This window comes from Nocardia colli, assembly GCF_008704205.1.
Classification (GTDB): Bacteria; Actinomycetota; Actinomycetes; order Mycobacteriales; family Mycobacteriaceae; genus Nocardia; species Nocardia colli.
Map to the genome: position 1 here is coordinate 776,625 of NZ_VXLC01000001.1, position 19,657 is coordinate 796,281.

At 65.3% G+C, this 19,657-nt stretch carries 23 protein-coding genes and 1 pseudogene; 12 read left to right on the top strand and 12 right to left on the bottom strand.

Annotated features, from left to right (window positions below):
- Nucleotides 1-27 precede the first annotated feature (27 nt).
- Genes F3087_RS03805 through F3087_RS03820 form a run of 4 tightly spaced genes read right to left on the bottom strand, consistent with a single transcriptional unit; the run spans nucleotide 28 to nucleotide 2,620 of the window.
- Nucleotides 28-690: an arsenate reductase ArsC gene (locus tag F3087_RS03805; RefSeq protein WP_150400331.1), complete on the bottom strand. Its 663-nt coding sequence runs from the start codon at nucleotides 688-690 to the stop codon at nucleotides 28-30.
- A 33-nt stretch (nucleotides 691-723) separates the two neighbouring features.
- A complete protein-coding gene (locus tag F3087_RS03810; RefSeq protein WP_150400332.1) occupies nucleotides 724-1,140 on the bottom strand; it encodes an arsenate-mycothiol transferase ArsC in 417 nt (138 codons plus the stop codon).
- The gene (gene arsB, locus F3087_RS03815; protein WP_150400333.1) at nucleotides 1,137-2,252 is read right to left on the bottom strand and encodes an ACR3 family arsenite efflux transporter; all 1,116 of its coding nucleotides are present in this window, start codon (nucleotides 2,250-2,252) and stop codon (nucleotides 1,137-1,139) included. Before arsB ends, F3087_RS03810 begins: the two co-directional genes overlap by 4 nt.
- Complete coding sequence (locus F3087_RS03820; RefSeq protein WP_150400334.1) at nucleotides 2,249-2,620, bottom strand: ArsR/SmtB family transcription factor; 372 nt, start codon at nucleotides 2,618-2,620, stop codon at nucleotides 2,249-2,251. Before F3087_RS03820 ends, arsB begins: the two co-directional genes overlap by 4 nt.
- A gap of 449 nt (nucleotides 2,621-3,069) precedes the next feature.
- Here F3087_RS03820 and F3087_RS03825 point away from each other — a divergent pair, with 449 nt between their 5' ends.
- Nucleotides 3,070-3,999, top strand: a complete 930-nt coding sequence (locus tag F3087_RS03825) for a hypothetical protein (RefSeq protein ID WP_150400335.1) — start codon at nucleotides 3,070-3,072, stop codon at nucleotides 3,997-3,999.
- Between the two features lie 101 nt (nucleotides 4,000-4,100).
- Here the strand turns inward: F3087_RS03825 and F3087_RS03830 are convergent, their stop codons facing one another.
- The gene (locus F3087_RS03830) at nucleotides 4,101-4,958 is read right to left on the bottom strand and encodes a helix-turn-helix domain-containing GNAT family N-acetyltransferase (RefSeq protein ID WP_223884796.1); all 858 of its coding nucleotides are present in this window, start codon (nucleotides 4,956-4,958) and stop codon (nucleotides 4,101-4,103) included.
- A gap of 102 nt (nucleotides 4,959-5,060) precedes the next feature.
- On the opposite strand from F3087_RS03830, the gene F3087_RS03835 reads away from it, so the two are divergent.
- The 3 genes from F3087_RS03835 to F3087_RS03845 are packed head-to-tail and all read left to right on the top strand — an operon-like array spanning nucleotide 5,061 to nucleotide 8,693.
- Nucleotides 5,061-6,392 (top strand): NAD(P)-binding domain-containing protein, encoded by a 1,332-nt coding sequence (locus F3087_RS03835; protein WP_150400337.1) that lies wholly within the window; start codon nucleotides 5,061-5,063, stop codon nucleotides 6,390-6,392.
- Between the two features lie 6 nt (nucleotides 6,393-6,398).
- Nucleotides 6,399-7,616: an MFS transporter gene (locus tag F3087_RS03840; RefSeq protein ID WP_150400338.1), complete on the top strand. Its 1,218-nt coding sequence runs from the start codon at nucleotides 6,399-6,401 to the stop codon at nucleotides 7,614-7,616.
- A gap of 18 nt (nucleotides 7,617-7,634) precedes the next feature.
- Entirely contained in the window at nucleotides 7,635-8,693 is a 1,059-nt protein-coding gene (locus F3087_RS03845) for a flavin-containing monooxygenase (RefSeq protein WP_150400339.1), read from the top strand.
- Nucleotides 8,694-8,813: 120 nt separating this feature from the next.
- Here F3087_RS03845 and F3087_RS03850 read toward each other — a convergent pair whose 3' ends face one another.
- Nucleotides 8,814-9,224, bottom strand: coding sequence for a RidA family protein (locus F3087_RS03850; RefSeq protein WP_150400340.1), 411 nt, complete (start codon nucleotides 9,222-9,224; stop codon nucleotides 8,814-8,816).
- 78 nt (nucleotides 9,225-9,302) lie between these two features.
- Here F3087_RS03850 and F3087_RS03855 point away from each other — a divergent pair, with 78 nt between their 5' ends.
- Nucleotides 9,303-9,713, top strand: a complete 411-nt coding sequence (locus tag F3087_RS03855) for a winged helix-turn-helix transcriptional regulator (protein WP_150400341.1) — start codon at nucleotides 9,303-9,305, stop codon at nucleotides 9,711-9,713.
- Between the two features lie 94 nt (nucleotides 9,714-9,807).
- Nucleotides 9,808-10,407, top strand: a complete 600-nt coding sequence (locus tag F3087_RS03860) for a hypothetical protein (protein WP_150400342.1) — start codon at nucleotides 9,808-9,810, stop codon at nucleotides 10,405-10,407.
- Nucleotides 10,408-10,461: 54 nt separating this feature from the next.
- Here F3087_RS03860 and F3087_RS03865 read toward each other — a convergent pair whose 3' ends face one another.
- Entirely contained in the window at nucleotides 10,462-11,400 is a 939-nt protein-coding gene (locus tag F3087_RS03865; RefSeq protein WP_150400343.1) for a LysR family transcriptional regulator, read from the bottom strand.
- A gap of 82 nt (nucleotides 11,401-11,482) precedes the next feature.
- On the opposite strand from F3087_RS03865, the gene F3087_RS03870 reads away from it, so the two are divergent.
- The 3 genes from F3087_RS03870 to F3087_RS03880 all read left to right on the top strand — a co-directional run bounded on the left by F3087_RS03870 (nucleotide 11,483) and on the right by F3087_RS03880 (nucleotide 14,502).
- The gene (locus tag F3087_RS03870) at nucleotides 11,483-12,715 is read left to right on the top strand and encodes an MFS transporter (protein WP_150400344.1); all 1,233 of its coding nucleotides are present in this window, start codon (nucleotides 11,483-11,485) and stop codon (nucleotides 12,713-12,715) included.
- A complete protein-coding gene (locus tag F3087_RS03875) occupies nucleotides 12,712-13,134 on the top strand; it encodes a PPOX class F420-dependent oxidoreductase (protein ID WP_223884797.1) in 423 nt (140 codons plus the stop codon). The genes F3087_RS03870 and F3087_RS03875 overlap by 4 nt, the downstream gene beginning before the upstream one ends.
- A 114-nt stretch (nucleotides 13,135-13,248) precedes the next feature.
- A complete protein-coding gene (locus F3087_RS03880) occupies nucleotides 13,249-14,502 on the top strand; it encodes an SGNH/GDSL hydrolase family protein (RefSeq protein WP_150400345.1) in 1,254 nt (417 codons plus the stop codon).
- Between the two features lie 380 nt (nucleotides 14,503-14,882).
- Here F3087_RS03880 and F3087_RS03885 read toward each other — a convergent pair whose 3' ends face one another.
- Together F3087_RS03885 and F3087_RS03890 are read right to left on the bottom strand one after the other, a co-directional pair.
- Complete coding sequence (locus F3087_RS03885; RefSeq protein ID WP_191093755.1) at nucleotides 14,883-15,092, bottom strand: hypothetical protein; 210 nt, start codon at nucleotides 15,090-15,092, stop codon at nucleotides 14,883-14,885.
- Nucleotides 15,093-15,182: 90 nt separating this feature from the next.
- Nucleotides 15,183-16,166 carry a substrate-binding domain-containing protein gene (locus F3087_RS03890; RefSeq protein ID WP_150400346.1) on the bottom strand — a complete coding sequence of 328 codons (984 nt, stop codon included), beginning with the start codon at nucleotides 16,164-16,166 and terminating at the stop codon, nucleotides 15,183-15,185.
- Nucleotides 16,167-16,241: 75 nt separating this feature from the next.
- Between F3087_RS03890 and F3087_RS47080 the strand changes: the two are divergent.
- The 3 genes and pseudogenes from F3087_RS47080 to F3087_RS03900 form a co-directional block, all read left to right on the top strand.
- Nucleotides 16,242-16,349 (top strand): annotated as a pseudogene (locus tag F3087_RS47080) (TetR/AcrR family transcriptional regulator); the annotation flags it as partial.
- Nucleotides 16,350-16,382: 33 nt separating this feature from the next.
- Complete coding sequence (locus F3087_RS03895; protein ID WP_263407196.1) at nucleotides 16,383-16,814, top strand: TetR family transcriptional regulator C-terminal domain-containing protein; 432 nt, start codon at nucleotides 16,383-16,385, stop codon at nucleotides 16,812-16,814.
- A gap of 116 nt (nucleotides 16,815-16,930) precedes the next feature.
- On the top strand, nucleotides 16,931-17,431 hold the full coding sequence (locus tag F3087_RS03900; RefSeq protein ID WP_223884798.1) for a hypothetical protein: 501 nt from the start codon (nucleotides 16,931-16,933) through the stop codon (nucleotides 17,429-17,431).
- 26 nt (nucleotides 17,432-17,457) lie between these two features.
- On the opposite strand, the gene F3087_RS03905 is transcribed toward F3087_RS03900, so the two are convergent.
- The 3 genes from F3087_RS03905 to F3087_RS03915 all read right to left on the bottom strand — a co-directional run bounded on the left by F3087_RS03905 (nucleotide 17,458) and on the right by F3087_RS03915 (nucleotide 19,589).
- The gene (locus tag F3087_RS03905; RefSeq protein WP_150400349.1) at nucleotides 17,458-17,949 is read right to left on the bottom strand and encodes an SRPBCC family protein; all 492 of its coding nucleotides are present in this window, start codon (nucleotides 17,947-17,949) and stop codon (nucleotides 17,458-17,460) included.
- A 90-nt stretch (nucleotides 17,950-18,039) separates the two neighbouring features.
- Nucleotides 18,040-19,257, bottom strand: a complete 1,218-nt coding sequence (locus tag F3087_RS03910; RefSeq protein ID WP_150400350.1) for an RNA polymerase sigma factor — start codon at nucleotides 19,255-19,257, stop codon at nucleotides 18,040-18,042.
- Complete coding sequence (locus tag F3087_RS03915; protein WP_150400351.1) at nucleotides 19,254-19,589, bottom strand: YciI family protein; 336 nt, start codon at nucleotides 19,587-19,589, stop codon at nucleotides 19,254-19,256. Before F3087_RS03915 ends, F3087_RS03910 begins: the two co-directional genes overlap by 4 nt.
- Nucleotides 19,590-19,657: the final 68 nt, after the last annotated feature.

The window sequence follows — 19,657 nt, forward strand, 5'->3', positions numbered from 1 at the left end:
ACACTCCTTTCGATATCGGACGGAAGGTCAGGTGGTGGGGATGTCGAGTTCGGCGAGCAGGTGCCGGACGCGGGTTTCGATTTCTTCTCGGATCGGGCGGATCGCGGCGACGTCCTGGCCGGCGGGGTCGTCCAAGGCCCACTTTTCGTAGCGGCGGCCTGGGTAGAGCGGGCAGGCGTCACCGCAGCCCATGGTGATGATGACGTCGGCGGCTTGCAGAATCTCTTCGGTCCAGGGTTTGGGGAACTCGCAGGTGATGTCGATGCCGACTTCGCGCATGGCTTCGACTGCGGCGGGGTTGATTTCGTCGCCGGGCTCCGAACCGCCGGACCAGGCGACGGCTTTGTCCGCGGCGAGGTGGGTGAAGAACCCGAGCGCCATCTGCGAGCGACCCGCGTTGTGGGTACACAGGAACAGCACGGTCGGCTTGCCGGTGTGGGCTTTGCCTTCGACCTTGGCCAGGGCGTTGAGGCGTTGGCGGGCGAAGCGTTCGGCCAGCAGCGGTAGGAAGTTGACCACCGTTGCCCGGCCAGCGAATTGGTCGTAGGAGGAGTGCAGGAATCGTTCGATGGTTTCGATTCCGAATGTGCCGTCGAACTCGCGTTGCAGGCGGGTGGCCGCGGTCTTGAGCGCGAGTTGCTGGTCGATGGTGAGTACTTCGATGGCGTGGGCGAGGGGGCTGTCACTCATAAGGGTGTTCCGTTGTTCGCAGGGCGGTAGGGATTAAGCGGGTGAGGTGAGTTCGGTGAGCAACTGCTCGACGCGGCCAGCGATGTCGTCGCGGACCAGGCGCATCCGTTCGATGCCGTCGATACCGCGTTCGGAGGGTTCGTCGGTGTCCCAGTTGATGATTCGCACACCGTCGACAGGTTCGACGTGTGCTTCGCGGCCGAGGGTGACAACCAGGTCGACCGTGCGCAGCAGTGCGGGATCGATGGGCTTGGGTGACTCGTCGCCGATGTCGATGCCGAGTTCCAGCAGCGATTGCACCGACAGATCGTTGAGCGTTCCGGATGGGTTCGTGCCTGCGGAGTTGACTTCGACGCGCCCGTGCGCGGCGTGGCGCATCAGCCCGGCGGCCATCTGGGATTTGCCACCGTTCTTGACGCAGACGAACAGCACGGCTGGAGTGGCGCTCACGATTGCGACGCCCCGTCCTCCTCGGCAGCAGCCGTGGGTGTGGCAATGGACGCCTGGAACCGCTTGCGTAGCGCCAGGGACACGTAGACCAGGCCGACCAGAACCGGGACTTCGATCAGGGGTCCGACGACACCGGCGAGGGCTTGCCCGGAGGTGGCGCCATAGGTGGCGATCGCGACGGCAATGGCGAGTTCGAAGTTGTTGCCCGCAGCGGTGAACGCGAGCGTGGTGGTGCGTTCGTAGCCCAGGCCCATGACCGCGCCGAACAGGTAGCCGCCGCCCCACATGATGGCGAAGTAGGCCAGCAGCGGGATCGCGATGCGCACGACATCCACCGGCTGGGAGGTGATCTGCTTGCCTTGCAGCGCAAACAGAATCACGATCGTGAACAACAGCCCGTAGAGCGCCCACGGCCCGATGCGGGGCAGGAACGTCGCTTCGTACCAGTCACGGCCTTTGGCGCGTTCGCCGAAGCGGCGAGTGAGATACCCGGCGAGCAGCGGTATGCCGAGGAAGATCAGCACCGATTTCGCGATCTGCCAGGGCGAGGTGTCGATGGTGGTTTGTTCCAGGCCGAGCCAGCCGGGCAGCACCGAGAGGTAGAACCAGCCGAGCACGGCGAACATGATCACCTGGAACATCGAGTTCAGCGCGACCAGCACTGCGGCGGCTTCGCGGTCACCGCAAGCCAGGTCGTTCCAGATGATCACCATCGCGATGCAGCGCGCCAGCCCGACGATGATCAGTCCGGTGCGATACTCGGGTAGATCCGGTAGCAGCAGCCACGCCAGGGCGAACATCAGCGCGGGACCGAGGACCCAGTTCAATACCAGCGAACCGATCAGCAGCTTGCGGTCGCCGGTGACGGTGTCGAGGCGGTCGTAGCGGACCTTGGCCAGCACCGGGTACATCATGATCAGCAGCCCGATCGCGATCGGCAGCGAGATTCCGTCGATCTCGACCGCGCTGACCGCGTCACCGAGACCGGGAATCAGGCGGCCGAGCAAGAGTCCGGCGGCCATGGCGACGCCGATCCACACCGGCAGGAACCGATCCAGAGTGGACAGTTTGCCGACGACGCCCTGCTCGGCGGCAGTGGTTTCCACGCTCACGCGTTCACTCCCGCGCCGCTTTCGGTCAGCAAGACCTCCGAGAGTCGTTGCAGCGCTTCGGGAACCACCTTGTAGTAGACCCAGGACGCGCGCCGTTCGCTGGTCAGCAACCCGGCTTCGCGCAGCACTTTGAGGTGATGGGAGATCGTCGGTTGGCTAATGTCGAATCCGTCCGACACATCGCAGACACAGGCCTCCTGGCTTGCCCGAGACGCGATCGAACTCAGCAGCCGCAATCGCACGGGATCGGCCAGCGCCTTGAACACGTTCGCCAACTGCGCGGCGTCCGCAATGGAGAGGGGTTGCTTGGCCAAGGGGACGGCCGAGCACGCCTGGACCGGTGTTATCGTCAGCTCTGGCTTCGACATTCGTCTATATTGATCGATATCGAAATCAGGCGCAAATGAACATTCGTCGACATCCCTCCACTGAGCCTTCGCCGATGAAATACACAGGCGAGCAGAACCGACCGACAGCAAAGCCGACCTGATAACTGGTCTCGTTTAGAGACCATAGCGACCGTTCGGCAAACACCGACCTGAAGCGCTGCGACACTAGGTGTTGTGCTGCACGGACTTGTCACCCACCAGATGTAGACTTCAACGACCACCAAACCCAAGGTGGCCGGGGACAGAAACCCCGCAGTAAACGCCGAGGCCCTGCCGGAGCGTGAACTCTGGCAGGACCTCGGACTTGTCTTTGGCGAGACCTCTCCGATGTTAGGTCACTTCGTGCCGGCCGGTGCGGTCGGTGTCTAAGTGGTGCACGCGAGAGTTTGTGTTTCACCAGGGCTGAGGCCTGAACCGAGGAGCTGCACATGAATGTGCGCACTGAGGGTACTGGGCTCAACGCCGCCCAGATCGAGGCCGCCGAGACTGGCCTGACCGCGATGGGAGCCCCAGAGGTCACCATCTTCATCACCGACAATTTCGTGGACGAGGTCCGCGATCTCACCGGAGACAGCACCTATCGCGTCGAACGAGGTGCGGGTGTCGTCGCGGCGAAGTTGATACAACTCACCGACGGCCCGGTCATCGTCATCAACGCCCCGGAGATCGGTAACCGCGGCAACGACGCAATCGAACGTCTATTTGCCCATGAGGCCGGCCATGTCCTTCTGGGCAATCGAGGCGAGGATGCCCGAGGCATCCGAGCATTCGCCGGTGATACCGATTGGCGACAGCTGATGCTCTATACGGGCGCCTTCGCAATCGAGGAGCTGCGAGTCGAGCGGGCGCTGGCACAGCTGGGATACGGCGAGTCCGAGGCATGCTCGGTCGCGACCCTGAACGAGTCGATGCTGACGCTGAACTACGAAATCATGAAGGCTCTGCGCGACCCACAGAGTTCGGATCCAGGAATTCTCTCGGAGTCAGTGGCCCGGACACAAGACTGGCTGTCGAAATACTTGGCGTACCTGTTTGCCTACTATCCCGCCGGTCCGCAACTGCGGCAAGCATCCCGCTTCGCCCGAGCGAACTGGAACGACTATCTTGCCGGCCACTGGAACCAGCGCGCCGCGGCCTACGCGGAACTCCCTTCGGCGCGCGAGGCGATGAGCGCCGCCGACTTCGAAGCGATGCTCACTACCGGGTTCGACCTGGAGACAGGTCTTCTCGAAGCGCTCGGATTCCGGTACACGGATGGCACCAACGGAGGCTTCGGGTTCTGGCGCAGCGCCAGTACAGATCTCTGCAACAGACGATTCCGTCGCGCACAAGAGGAGCTGAATAACCCGGCCGCGTAGCCGGACTCGACGCAGTCAACCATTTTCTGCGCCACGATGGGCTCTCGCGGGAAGAGCCCATCGTGTTCCTTCCTTGGCTCGCGTTGGCGCGATGCGCCCTGCTATCGAACCGGGCTGCGGCGTTCGAGAAAAACCGTGTCGCGCCAGATTCCGTCGCGTTGGGCGATCCGTTCGCGCACACCTATTGTGCGGTAACCCGCGGAATGATGCAGGGCGATACTGGCGCGGTTCTCAGGAAAGATCGAGGTTTGCAGCGTCCAGAGTCCCGCTTCGTCGGCGGCGATGACCTGCTTGTGCAACAAGGATTTACCGACTCCACGACCACGCGTACCGTTGGCGACGTAAACGGAGTTCTCGGCCACGCCCTGGTAGCAGTCGCGGCTCGATACGAGGCTCAGCGTGGCCCAGCCGACGACCGCGCCGTCGATTTCGGCGACCCATCGGTGGCCGGAAAGCCATTGCCCGTCAAGGGATTCCCGGTCCGGTACGTCGGTGGCGAAGGTGGCGTTTCCGGTGGCGATGCCTTCGCCGTAGATGCGCAGCACGGCCGCCCAGTCATCGTCGGTCATCGCCCGCACCGACACATCGGCGGGCAGATCCTCCGGGCAGCAAGGGCGTGGGGTGAGTACGCCCATGACGGCATCGGCGGCGTGCGGCAGGCCGGTGCAGCATGCCGGGTTGACCATCACCACTGTCGAGGTTCCGTTCTTGTGGACACCGACGAAGCCCACGTCGACGAGCTTGCGAACGTGATGCGACACCGTGGGCTGCCCGATATCGAGTGCGTCGACAAGTTCTCCGACCGTGATGCCCGCGGGATGCGAGGCGACCTGATGCAGCAGCCGCACCCGCGTCGGATCGGCCAGGCAGGCGAACCACGCCGAATAGGTGGTCGCGTCGCCGACCGACAACGCGTCGGTTCGCTCGCTGCGCAGTACCGGCATGTCCAGGTCAGTCACACTCACACTATATCGACATACATCGATGGTTGCATTCATCGACGCCTGTCGATACAGTTCGGGCTAGTTGATCGATGAATGTCGATGAAAGGACTGTTGATTATGAGCGAGTTGCCCGTAGTCGTCGTGGGAGCCGGACCGATCGGCCTGGCCGCCGCTGCTGAGCTACGTGAACGTGGCCTCGATCCGTTGGTTTTCGAACGCGGCGCCACCGCGGGCGCAGCGGTCTCGCGATGGAATCACGTGCGAGTGTTCTCCCGATGGGCCGAACTGATCGATCCCGCCGCCCGCCGCCTCCTCGAGCCCACCGGATGGACCGCACCGAATGACGACACCTACCCGACCGGCCGGGAATGGGCAGGCGACTACCTGATCCCGCTGGCGAACGCCCTCGGCGAAAGCGTGCAGTTGAACACCGAAGTTATCGGCGTCGCGCGCCGTGGCCGCGACCGAGTGGTCGACGCCGGACGCGACAGCGAACCCCTGTCGATCCACATCCGACGCGCGGACGGAACCGAGGACCGCCTCCTCGCTCAGGCAGTCATCGACGCCTCCGGCACGTGGGGCACCCCGAACCCTCTCGGCGGAGAGGGTCTGCCCGCACTCGGCGAGACCACTTCCACAGTGATCGAATACCGCGTCCCTGACCTCGATGACGAATCGGCGCGTGCCCGCTACACCGGCAATCACACCGTGATCGCTGGAAGTGGTCACTCCGCGCTCACCGCCATCATTGCCCTGACCGATCTGGCCAAGACCGCGCCGGGCACCCGGATCAGTTGGGTGCTACGCCGCGGCGAGGTCGGGTCCACCTTCGGTGGCGGTGACGCCGACGAACTGCCCGCACGCGGCGCACTCGGATTGCGCGCCAAACAAGCCCTCGACGACGGACTGTTGAATGTCGTGACCGGATTCCGCACCGCCGCAATCGAACCCAGCGGGTCAAGCTACATGCTTGTTTCCGACGCTGGGCAGCGCATCGACGATGTTGACCAGGTCGTGGTTCTGACCGGGTTCCGCCCGGACTTGTCCTGGCTGTCGGAAATCCGCCTGAATCTCGACCCCGTGTTGCAATCCCCGGTCGAGCTGGCACCGTTGATCGACCCGAACGTGCACTCGTGCGGCACCGTGTATCCCCATGGTGTGAAGGAACTTTCCCACCCGGAGCCTGGTGTGTTCTTGGCCGGGATGAAGAGCTACGGGCGCGCACCGACATTCCTGGCGATGACCGGCTATGAACAGGTCCGCAGCATCGCGGCATCACTGGCCGGTGATCACGAGTCCGCCGCCCGGGTCGAGCTGACCCTGCCCGAGACCGGCGTCTGTGGCGGTGCCGGTGTCTTCGACGATGCCGAAGGCGCCAGCTCTGGTGGTTGCTGCGCCGCGCCGGAACCGCAACTGATCACCCTCGGAGCCGCATCGGCTCACGCCTAACTCTCGATGAGCGACACAACAACCCAGCCGCAGACTGGAACCCTTTCCGCGACCGGTCTGCGGCGGGTTCTGGCGGTGCTGTGCCTGACCGAGATCACCAGCTGGGGCATCCTCTACTACGCCTTTCCCGTGCTGTCGGTCTCGATCACCCACGACACCGGCTGGTCAGCACCAACTATCACCGCCGCGTTCTCCCTTAGTCAGTTCGCCGCCGCCCTGACCGGTATCCCGGTCGGACGAATTATCGACCGTATTGGCCCCCGCATTGTCATGACAGCGGGATCAGTGCTGGCCGTGCCCGCGTTGATCGCGGTGGCGACCGCACCGAACCTGCCTGTGTTCTTCGGTGGATGGCTCGCCGCGGGCATCGCGATGGGTGCGGTGCTCTACCCGCCGGCCTTCGCCGCGTTGACCCGCTGGTACGGCATCGGCTACGTCAAAGCGTTGATGATCCTGAGCCTGGCTGGTGGGCTGGCCAGCACCGTGTTCGCACCCTTGACAGCCTCGCTTGTGGAGCGAACCGATTGGCGCGCAACCTATCTGGTCCTCAACGCCGTACTGACGGTGATCACCGTCCCGGCTCATCTTTTCGGGCTACGCGGTCCGTGGCCGCACGCACCCGCGCCGGCCAACAGCTTTCACGCCGATCACGGCGCGGTGTCGCGCAGTCCCGCGTTCCTGGCATTGACAGTTGCGCTGACGCTGGGCACGTTCACTGCCTTCGCAGCGGTATTCAACCTGGTACCCCTGCTGATCGAACGAGGATTCTCACCATCACTGGCCGCGCTCACCCTCGGATTAGGCGGTGCTGGACAAGTTCTCGGGCGGATCGGCTACCTGCCCCTGGCCGCCAGCACCACCGCCCGCACACGCATCGTCGGAGCCTTCGTAGCAACCGCCATCTCCACCGCGCTACTCGGCCTCGCCGATACCGTCACGGTGCTGATCGCAGTCTCGGTCGGGGCCGGGCTGGTCCGTGGCGTCATGACACTGATCAAGGCCACCGCGATCACCGAACGGTGGGGCGCAACCCACTACGGCCGCCTCAGCGGACTCATGTCCGCACCGGTTGTCATCGTCACAGCATTAGCACCGTGGGCCGGAACCGCACTCTCGTCTTGGACCGGCAGCTACGCCCACGCCTATCTCATCCTCGCCGCCATCGCAGCCCTCGCCGCGATAGTCGCGCTCGTCTCCGAACCTCGGCACACCGAAACCGTCTGACCCACAAGGAAAACAACCGTGCACACCGACTACGACGCTCTCGTCATCGGTGGCGGACAATCAGGTCTCGCCGCCACTCACCACCTCCGCAAACGCGGACTCTCCGTTGCCCTCCTCGAAGCCGGTGTCGAACCGGTCGGCTCCTGGCCGCACTACTACGACAGCCTGACCCTGTTCTCGCCCGCCAAATACAGCTCGCTACCCGGACTTCCGTTTCCAGGCGATCCTGACCACTATCCCCGCCGCGACGAAGTCGTCGACTACCTCAGGCACTACGCCAAGACACTCGACGCCGACATCCACACCGGCACATGCGTGCACACCGTCACCCACGAAGGCGCACGGTTCACCGCCCACAGCTCCACCGGCGACGCCTATACCGCGCCCCGATTGATCGCAGCCACTGGCGGCTTCGGCACACCGAACCTACCTAACCTGCCCGGCCAAGACGTCTTCACTGGAAAGATCCTGCACGCCAGCCAATACCGGGCCCCGGAGGAGCACGCCGGACAACACGTCATCGTGATCGGCGCGGGAAACTCCGCAGTACAGATCGCAGCCGAACTCGCCGAACACACCACCGTCACCCTCGCCAGCCGCAACCCCGTCAAGTTCATCCCACAACGCCCGCTCGGCCGGGACATGCACTTCTGGTTCACCATCACCGGCCTCGATGCCCTCCCCATCGGCCACCTCATCAAGCAACCACCCACAGCACCCGTCTTCGACACGGGACACTACAAACGCGCTCTCGAGAACCGCCACCCCGAAGCGCGCCCGATGTTCACCCATCTCGATGAACAATCCGCCATCTGGGAAAACGGCAATCGCGAACGTGTCGACACACTCATCCTCGCCACCGGATACACCCCAAACCTGGCCTACCTCAACGACATCGGCGCACTAACCGCCACTGGAAAGCCTCAACACAGAAAGGGGCTGTCCATCACACACCGCAGACTCGGATACCTCGGCCTCGAGTGGCAACGAAGCCTTTCGTCCGCGTCACTCCGCGGAGTCGGCCGCGACGCACAACAACTGGCACGACAGCTCGACACCTTGGCAATCACGCCTTAAAGACCCGGCGGTGAAGAATGGCCACCGATCTGAGACAAACATCGATGCCAAACATTATGAGACAACTGGAAAGCCACTGGTCATCGAAGTCGTCATGGCTACGGGTTTTGAGACCCTACATCAGTCGAGCACGGCGTACGCCTCGACCTCGACCAGTACGTCCGGCTCGAACAGGTAGTCGACGCCGATTGCCGACACGGGTGGCATCGGCTGGGGTATCCCCAGCTCGGCTACGACGCGCTCGATGCCCTCGACGAATTCGGGGTACTTGTCCGGGGTCCAGTGCGTGACGAAGAAGCGGAGACGGACCACGTCGGCGAAGCTTGCGCCGGCTCCGGCGAGGCCGCGCGCGGTGTTGCGCAGTGCGTGGGCGACCTGGCCGGCGAGGTCGCCGGTCGCGACCGGGTTGCCGTCGGCGTCGCGGGCGATCTGGCCGGCCACGTGCACGTGCCGGGTGCCCGTGCCGATCGAAACGTGGTGGTACGGAACAGGACCGAACATGCCCTCGGGGGTCAGCAACTGCACTGCCATGGGTGCCTCTTTCAGTGTCGGAGTAGGTATCCGATGTCTACCTGGTACCCCGAGGGCACTTCAACGAGACTAGGTGTCATGCAGGAAACCGCGCCCCCACATCTGGACAGCCCTCAGCTCACCGATAAGCATCGCGAGCTGCTCGACCACGTGCTCGACAAGTGGTCACTCCAGATCCTCGACGCCCTGTGCGAGCACGGAACTCTGCGCTTCAACGAACTCCGCCGAACCATCCCCGCCGTGACCCAGAAGTCGCTCACAGCCGCCCTGCGTCGCCTGGAACGCAACGGCATGATCGAACGCGTCGTCACCAGCACCCGCCCAGTAGCCGTCGAGTACCGCCTCACCCACCTCGGCCACTCCCTCCAAGACCTCATCGACGCACTCCTACGCTGGACCACCACCACCCTGCCCGACGTCGAACGCGCCCGCAGACGCTTCGACGACCAGGCTGGAGCCGAGGAAATGCCCTCTCGTCGAGCCCGGTGATGATGGCGAGGGTTGTCTGCCAACAACTCTGAGAGGCCGACGGGTACCAGGGTGGTCCGCGCGAAAACGCGTCGGCCGCTGTTACCGTGCCCGCATGGAGACTGTGGGGGAGTTCGTTGTCGGTGTCGATATCGTGGCGGTTCAGAAGGCCCGTCGTCGGACGCTTCGGTTGTTGACGACGTCGGTGGTTGTGGAACTGATAACAGCCGTGGTGATCTCGGCCCTGGCCGGGTTGATGGTGTGGCTCGCCGGGCCGATCGGCCTCCTGCAGTTCGCGGTGGTGGCCGCCTTCATTTTCGGTGCGCAGCGGACTATACGAAGCCGGCGCCGCCTGCGGGACAAGTGGGCCGCCGAGGGTATTTGCCCCCACGCAATGCGGTTGTCCCCCAGCGGACTTCGCCTCAGTCTCGACGGCGCGCCGGACTCGATCTTTCTGCCCTGGGAGACCGTGCAAGGGTTACGGGTACATCGGTGGCGCGGCCAGCAGTTGCTGGTGGTCGATCTGTTTCCCGGAGTTGATGTTTCGACGGCCGGCGTTCACGGTCTCGACCACCCTGACGCACAAGCAGCGCTGCGGAAACAGACCCACGGCACCATCGGGCTCCGGACAGCTGTGCGGGTCCTCACCCAACCGATATCGGCCACCGATCAGGCGGCGGCGTACTTCACCGCAGGCCGAGTTCGGGTTCACTGAATTACCACCGCACCGGTTGCGGACTTGTCGACGCTGAAAACGACTGGTGCTCAGTCAGGTTCGAGTCCGGGGTGCCTGTTGGGCGAGGTCGTGGGCGACTTCTACGGCGATTTCGAGGGTGCGGGCGAGGAGGGGGGATTGGGTGCTGCGGCCGGGTGGGGAGTGTAGGTAGATGGTGCGGGTGGGGGTGGGGTCCAGGTGGTGGATCTGGAGGTCCGGCCATCCTTCTGGGCCGTGGATTGCGCCGCAGGAGCGGCAGATGACGTGGTGGATGGTCAGCCAGGGGAGGACGGCGAGGCCCATGCCGGCGCGGACCATGGAGAGGATCGTTTCGTTGCCGGCTGAGCGAAACACTATGTGCGGCTGGGCGCCTGCGTCCGCGAGGGACTGTTCGAGTCTGGGCTGGTCGCAGGTCGCGGGCCAGGCCACCATTGGTTTTCCGTCCAGTAGCCGCGCGGGCACCGGGCCGGCGGGCAGGTCGTCCGGAAGCGCCACCACCAGATAGGGGTCTTTCATCAGCAGGACGGATTCCGTTGCGTCGCTGAGTAATCCGTCGTAGAACAGCAGGTCGAGTTCGCCGATCTGCGCGGCGTCCGGTTCCGCTTCGGAGAGCCGGATCTCGCAGTTGGGCTGTTCGTCTCGGAGGCGGCGCAGCACGGTGGGCAGGATCGCGTTGGAGACGCTCTGCAGGGTGCCGATGTCGATGCGGCCGTCGCCGGCCTTGAATCGATCGACCGCGTGTCCCAGCGCTTCGGCTTTCGACAGCAGTTCGCGGCCTTGCTCGAGCACCACGACGCCGAGCGGGGTTATCCGCACCGGCCGCGGCCCGCCCGGCCGATCGAAGACTGCGCCACCGACGGCCTTCTCCAGCGCTGCGATGTGCTGGCTCACGCTCGACTGGGTGTAACCCAAGCGGTTCGCCGCCCGGGAGAACGTCCCCTCTTCGGCGATCGCGATCATCGTGGTCAGTTGCCGTAGGTCGAACTCGGCCATACGCTATGTATAACAGATCACGATGAATATGATCGTAAATGATCGCTTTTCTTGATGACTCCCAGCTCATAGCGTCGACGTCATGACAACAATCGTCGACACCGGCACCAAGAACTACACCCGGCAGCCACTCGGGTTACCGGCCCTGGCGTGGAGTTTGGGGGCGTGCCACCTCATCACCCGAGCCGGCGGTTTCGTGCAACCGATGCTGGTGCTGTATCTGACCCAGGAACAGCGGATGACCCCGATGGCCGCGGGCGCGGTGGTGGCGGCCATCGGCATCGGCGACTTCGGATCGCAACTGCTGGGCGGCTGGCTCGGGGACCGGTTCGGGCGTCGGCAGACGATGCTGCTGGGGTTCCTCGGAACGGCAATCGCGCTGGCCGCCTTGGGATCCGCCGAAACGGCGCCGGTCATCTGGGCCGCGGCCATCGGCTACGGCCTCACCGCCGGGCTCTTCCGTCCGGCCGGCTCGGCGGCCGTGGCGGACCTTCCGCCCGAACAGCGGGTGCGGGCCTACAGCCTGCTGTACTGGGCGGCGAACCTCGGATATGCCGTCGCCGCAACAGGTTCCGGGGTGCTGGCCAGTCACGGCTACGGCCTGCTGTTCTGGTTGAACGCCCTCGCCATGCTGGCCGCGGCGTCGATCGTGGTGCTCGCGGTGCCGGAGACGCATTCGACCACCAGCCGCTCTCGACGCGCGCTGCTGCCGACGCTGCTCAGCGACCGCCTGATGATCACCATGGCCCTGCTCCACGTCGTCTACTTCACGCTGAATATGCAGGCGTTCGCCACGCTGCCGCTGCTGATGACCGCGCAGGGTTACGGCCCGAGCACGTACGGCGCGGTGATCGCCGTCGACGGACTCGCCATCGTCATCCTGCAACCGCTGGCCGTCACCGTGCTGGCGCATCGCGACCGCGGAACGGTCCTCGGCGTCTCGATGCTGCTGGCCGGCATCGGCGGAGTTCTGGCCGCCGTGGCGCAGAGCCCAGGCGGCTATGCCACCGCGGTCCTCGTGCTCGGTCTCGGGCAGATCGGGATGGCGGTCCAGTTCAGCGCCACGTTCGCCGATCTGGCGCCGACCGAACTGCGCAGCGGATACCTGGGCGTCGCGTCGAGCACCTGGAGCCTCGGCACCATCCTCGGCCCGCTGGTCGGCACGGCGCTGCTGCAGCACACCGATCGAATCTGGCTGGGGGCAGGCGCTCTCGTCACCGGACTCCTGCTCTTCGCTGCGTTGAAGGCCGTCGCCGGCGCTCTTCGCGAACGGCAGGCGGCAACAAGCCTTCCCACGAAAGGAACACTCGCATGACCACCATGACCGACACCGAATGGCGCTCCTTCGTCACCGCCGGAACAAGACTCGCCCACGTAGCCCTCACCCGCGCCGACGGGCGGCCTCACGTCACCCCGATCTGCTTCGTCCTCGACGGCGACGAACTCGCCTTCGCCCTCTCGCCGGGGAGCGTCAAAGGCAAGCGCCTGGCGCGTGACCCGCGTATCGCGGTGTGCGTCAGCGATGAACAGCAGCCCTACGGCTTCGTGACCATCGAAGGACATGCGCGCATCTCGGCCGAGCAGGCGCGGATCGAACAAGTCGCCACCCGCATCGCCGCCCGCTACTACCCCATGCAATCTCCAGCGGACATCGCCGAATCCTTTGTGCGAGAAGGCTTCACCGCAGTTCACATCAGCATCACCAACGTCATCGCCCGATCCGGGCTCGGCTGACCTCCGAATCTTAAACGGGAATACAGTTTCATTAGTGACGGTTGTGCAGTACTGTCGTCCTAACGCTAACGGGAACACAGAACCGTTAGCACGGGCAGTGGAGAGGACAGAACGATGCAGAACACCTTGCGGGTCCGGCTTGCCGCGACCGCCGTCGCCGCCGTTGCCGTGCTCGGCGGAATCGCCATCGGCACCGCCGCCGAACCCGACCCGGCATGGGACACCGGATGGATGGCCGCCCCGCAGTTACCCAGCGTCGGCTTCGAACCGAACTGGGCACAGGACGGCTTCGGCGACCAGACGGTGCGGCAGGTGGTCAAGGTGACCGATGGCGGCAGCGCGGCCAGGATCACCCTGTCCAACCTATTCGGCACCGCTCCGCTGCGGGTGGACCACGTCACCATCGCCCGCGCCGCCGCCGGTGCCGCCATCGACTCGAAGTCGTTGCGAGAGTTGACCTTCGACGGCAAGGCCGCGGCGGAGATACCGGCCGGCCATACGCTGACCAGCGATGCCGCCGACCTGAGTCTCGCGTCGATGGATTCGGCCAGCGTCACCATGTACCTCGCCGGCCGGACCGGTCCGGCCACATTCCACTCGCAGGCCTACGCCAGCAGCTACCGCGCCGCGGGCAACCACGCGACGGACCCGGCAGCCGATGCCTTCACCGAGACCACCCACTCCTGGTACTACCTGACCGACGTCCAGGTGTCCGGTGACGACGCGGACGAGGGGGGCACCGTCGTCACGGTCGGCGACTCGATCACCGACGGCTACGGATCCACCTACGACACCAACACCCGCTACCCGGACCGGCTCGCGCAGCGGCTGGTCGAGGCGGGCACCCCGCGCCCGGTGCTCAACGCCGGCATCGGCGGCAACCTGATCCTCAACGATTCGCCGTGGTTCGGCGCCGCGACGATCCGGCGTTTCGAACGTGACGTACTCGCCAAGCCGGACGTCACCAGCGTGCTGGTCCTCGGCGGTCTCAACGACTTCGGCTTCTCCGAGGTAGACCTGCCCACCTACAAGCCGAATCCGAATATCTCGGTGGCCCAGCTGATCGACGGCCATCGTCAGCTCATCGCCGCCGCGCATCGAGCGGGCGTGCGGATCACCGGCGCCACCCTGCTGCCGATGAAGGGCGCCGAGTACTACACCGATACCTCGGCGGCGAAGATCCGCGAGTTCAACCAGTGGATGCGCACCAGCGGCGAATACGACGCCGTGGTCGATTTCAACGCGGCCGTCCGCGACCCGGCCGACCCCGAAAACCTCGACCCGGCCTTCGATTCCGGCGACCACAAGCACCCCAATGCGGCGGGCTACCGGGCGATGGCCGACGCGATCGACCTGGCAACCCTCTGACCTGAAAACACCGACAGCGGCACCCGAATCCGGGTGCCGCTGTCGAGCATCTCTGGCCTAGCGCTTTACCGAACCCGAAGGCGCGCTAGCAGATCCCCGGCACTTCGCCGTGGATGAGAACTTGAATCAAGCACTGCAGGTTCGAACTGCCCGAGCTCGGAGCGGGCGCCGGATCCGCGCTCGCCGCCGGGGCAGCCACCAACGCCGTCAGGACAAAAGCGGCAGCCGAGATCGCCACAGCCACACTGTTTCTGATACTCACACCAATCTCCTTGTCTAGGGACCGGATCACGGTACCGACGCCCGCCCGATCTCCACAGCCCCCACTTCTTGCTGCGCCCGGCACGGTGCGTCCCTCGATCGCCGCACATCCGAGTCGGCTACCGGCGTCGCCTGTCTCGGTGCGTGATGAACCATTCCGCCGCGACCTGCGCGGCCCTGAGTGGGGCGATGTTGTCGTGGTGCAGGCCCTGCGGCGGCGAAGTGTCGATGCCCGCATCGCCGGCCCGGACGCCGTCGTCCCAGTTGAGGCAGGCCGGACTCCACCCGCCGCGGAGCGAGATCCCGTCGTAGTCGACGCCGCTCTTCATCGGGTGTCGGATCCTGCTCGCGCACAAGCTCATTGTGACGCTTCCCCGGGTTGGCGGCAGGCCCCGAAACATACGGTCGCCCAGCCCCGCCTAGGGGGCGAAGATGTCCGCGGACGTGAGCAGTCGCTTGGACAGGCCCTGCTCGTGGTGATAGCGCAGAAAGGTGTCGATGGCCTTGCGGTTGGCGTCCAGACCGTAAGGCCACCAGTCCTCGCCGAGCAGTGCTCGGTTCTCGGCGAACAGGTTGCTGAACCAGGGGGTGATCACGGACATGTGCTGTTTGGCCGCGCCCGCTCGATAGCGTTCCTGCACAATGGATTTGGCCGCGTCGAAGGCTCGATACACGGACTGCGGCAGCCCGGGCACTTCGGCCAGTTCACGACGGATCGCGACGACGTGCATCATCGGGAAGATGCCGGTGCGCCGGTAGTAGTCACACTCGACCGACTCGTAGTCGACGAACAGCCGCCGGATCTTCTTCGTCGAGCCGTCGATGAGCGCCTGCGGAACGTCGACGGACAGCAGCGCATCGATCTCTCCCGCTTCGAGCATCGCGGCCAGGGTCTGGTCCCCCGCGGTGTGGCTGACCTCGATACCGTCCGGAACGGGCAGCGGAATCCAGTCGAACGCCGGGATCGGATGGTCGGTACCGCCGATCACCCAGCGCAGCTGATCCGGCGTCACCCCGTACTCGTCGGCCAGCACCCCTTTCATCCACACACCCGGATCACTGCCCCACAGCGCGAACTCGCCGACTGTCTTGCCCGCGAGATCCGCCGGCTCCTCGATCCCACTGTCGACATTCACGAACAACGCGGCATGCCGGAAGTCGCGGTTCGGGAAGATCGGCAGCGCCAGGAACGGCGAATCGTCCAGGTCGAACGAGCGCAGGAAGTAGGTCAGCCCGTACTCCGCGATGTCCAACTCCCCCTTGGCCATTCGTTCGAACAAATCGGAGATCAGCGGCGAGGTGTGCAGGGTGATGTCGGCGCCGGCGATCGCGACCCGCCCGTCGAACAGTGGCTCGGTGTGCTCGTACCGGTAGACGCCCAAGTCGAGCTTCAGATCAGTCATACCAGGGACTTCTCTCCTCGGAGGCCGCTTACGTGAACGACCTTTCACCTTTAGGATGACAAGCGCGCCCGTCGCTGCTTCTCCCGTGACGGCTTCCACCAGACCTCGATGCCCGACATCGCCGCCGAGGCAGGCGTCTCGGTCGGCGCCCCCTACCGCTACTTCGCCGGTAAAGAGGAGATCATCGTCGAGATCGCCGGCGACGCCTTCCGCGTAATGTTCGCCCCCGTCGAGCAACTCACCGCTACCGACAACGTGACGGTCGCCGACCTGGTCGCCGCCGCAATCGATCCGGTGAGCGGCGACCTCGCCGTCGACGCGGCCGGCCGGACCATCCCCGTCGACGAACTCCTGCGCTGCGCCATCCAAGCCTGGGGCGAGCTACTACGCCACGAAGGTCTGCGGCAACAAGCCAACGCGGGCTTCGAGCAAGTCCGCCAACGCATCGCCGACGCCCTCCGCAACGGCCAACGCGCAGGCACCGTTCCGACCGAACTGAACCCCGACCGCGGAGCGCGCGTAGTAATGGCCCTGCTCCACGGCTTCGTCCTGCAACACGCTGCCTTCGGCCTCGACGACACCGCCGGTTTCGCCCACGATGTCCGCGTGGTCCTCAACGACGCCGGTCTACTCCGCGATCGCCCCTGAACCGCGTCCTGGATTGCGCGTCGAGACTTCGCTTTCCGAGGTGCCGTTAGAGTCGTGGCCCAGTGTCGGTTACTCGAGGGGTTGGTATGGGGCGCTCCCAGAAGTTGATCGGCCCGATGTCGCTGGTGTGGGCGTTGGGGGTCGCGGTGGCGGCGGTATTTTTCATGTTGGGCATGCTGAAACTCGTTATGGTGGCGACTCGGTGGACCGGGTCGCAAGCAGCCATGGCGCTGTTTCTGCCGATAGGTCTGCTGGCGGGCATGGGCGGGTGGATGCTCGTGCTTGCCGCCGCGTGGCGGGTGCGCCGGAATTACCTGCGGCGCAAGGGAACCGCACTGACCGCGGTGGTGGTCGAGTCGGATCTGGGGATCAAACATCGGTCGGGCACGCTGAGCTTCGACCTGTGGCGAGTGCAGGTCGAAGCGCAGTTCCCGCACCCGGATACAGGCACGGAAGCCCGTGTGCGGAAACAGTTCCTCTATCCGAAGTACCGCGAAGTCAAGGCGCGGGCATTAGCCGAGCGACTGAGTGCCGGTTCCTCGGTTCCCATTGTGGTGCGCAAGAATTCGGCGTTGTTCGACATTCCCAAACGGCCCATCTGGATCGATATCTGGTGACCCGTCGGGCCGGGAGTTACCTTGCCCTACACGTATTTCGGGATCGGCTGTCCGGTGCCGGTGGTGATCAGTTGCGGCAGGCTCGTCTCGATGTAGAACGTCCAGCCGCGCGAACACGCCTCGAAGCATTCGGATTTCGCGGCGGTCAGGCCCTGGTGGGTGAAGCGAACCGTCGTCCCTTCCGGCGTGGCGGCGAGGTCGAAGACGACGTCGGTGCCGGTCCATTCGTGCTGGTCATCGATGAAGGTCATGAACGAATCGACGACATGCCAGACCATTCGCTGACCCGGCACGACCTCGGTGAGCCGGAACCGGGCGAAGCGAATACCTTCCTTCTCCTGGACTGTCTCCCCCGCGTATTTGCAGTCGTCGGTGAAGACGAACTCGTCGTGCAGGGCGGCGGTGGCGCCGATGAGGTTCTCGCTCCACCAGTCCCGCACATTGGTGATGGCCGCGAAGACCTCGTCGGGGGTGTGGTCGACCGTGGTGGTGGCGGTCAAGTGATCGTCGTTCGACATCTGTCTTGCCTCTCTCTCGGTGGTGTTGCCCCACCGACGAACGAGGCCGCGCGACATCGACAACGCTCCGGATCTTTTTCGCGAAATTGTTCAGAGCCCGCGAAGCCGACCGCTCAGATAGCGACGTTCGGCGTCGGTCGGCGCCAGTACCAGCGCTTCTTCGTAAGCCGCGGCGGCTTCGATCGACCGGCCATCCCGGCGAAGCAAGTCGGCCCGAGTCGCGGGCAGTAGGTAATAGCCCGCCAGCTTCCCGGACTCGGCCAGCTCATCGACCCGAGCCAAACCGGCCGGAATGCCGTCGGCCATGGCGATCGCCACCGCACGGTTGAGGTCCACCACCGGCGACGGCGCCAACCGTGCGAGCTCCCCGTACAGGATCGCGATCTGCGGCCAATCTGTCGATGCCGCGTCAACCGCGGTGGCGTGACAAGCGGCGATCGCGGCTTGCACCTGGTAAGGCCCGACCTGCCGCTTGGCCAGCGCTTCCTCCAGCGTCGCCACCCCTTCGGCGATCAACGCACCATCCCATCGCGAACGGTCCTGGTCCTCCAACGTGACCAGCACACCGTCCTCGATCCGGCTCGCCCGCCGCGCCTCGAGCAGCAGCATCAACGCCAGCAGCCCACGCGGTTCCGGTTCGGCCGGCAGCAGCCGAACCAGCACCCGCGCCAGCCGAATTCCCTCGGCCGTCAGCGCCCGGCGCCCGTCCGCCTCGTCATAGCCCTCGTTGCAGATCAGATAGAGCACCGCGAGGACCGCCGACAACCGGTTCGGCAACTGCTCCGCCGGCGGCACCCGATACGGGATGCCCGCCTCGACGATCTTGCGCTTGGCCCGCACCAGCCGTTGCGCCATCGTGGACTCGGCGGTCAGGAACGCTTTGGCGATCTCCGCGGTACTCAACCCCGCCAGGGTGCGCAACGTGAGGGCGACTCGCGCCGGGAACGGCAGCGCCGGATGACAGCAGGTGAAGATCAATCGCAATCTGTCGTCCGGAATCTCTTCCGGCGCAGCATCTTCCACCGTCCGGGACAGCACCGCGAGCTGGCGCAGCTTCGCCGCCCCGGTGGTATCGCGACGCAGCCGGTCGGTGGCCCGGTTGCGCGCCGCCGTCGTGAGCCAGGCCCCCGGACGACTCGGCACCCCATCGCGCGACCAGGTCGCCAACGCCGCGGCGAACGCGTCCTGCGCGCAGTCCTCGGCCAGGTCCCAATCCCCGGTCTGCCCGATCAGGGTCGCGACCACCTGACCCCACTCGTCCCGATACGCCGCCTCGACCGCCGCCCGAACCGGTTCGGCAGCGGTCATTCCCACACGGGACGGACCTCGACGCAACCCCGGCGCGCGTACGGATGACTCGCCGCGATCTCGAGCGCCGCATCCAGATCGGCACATTCGATGATGTCGATCCCGCCGATGAAGTCCTTTGTCTCCGCGAACGGCCCATCGGAGATCAACGTCTCACCGCCCCGGACCCTGACCGTCGTCGCGTCCGCCACGGGCCGCAGCCGCGCCCCGCCGAGTTTGGCTCCCCGCCGATTCAGCTCCACCCCCCACGCTTGGAATTCCGGATCCGCCGCGATCTCCGCATTGGTCGGGGAATTGGTCTCGTCGTCGCAGATCAGCAGGACGTACTTCATGCGCCCAATATGCCCGAGCCGCCGACTCCGATCAACGACCTCGGTGTCGCTTCGCGCGCTCCCACGCA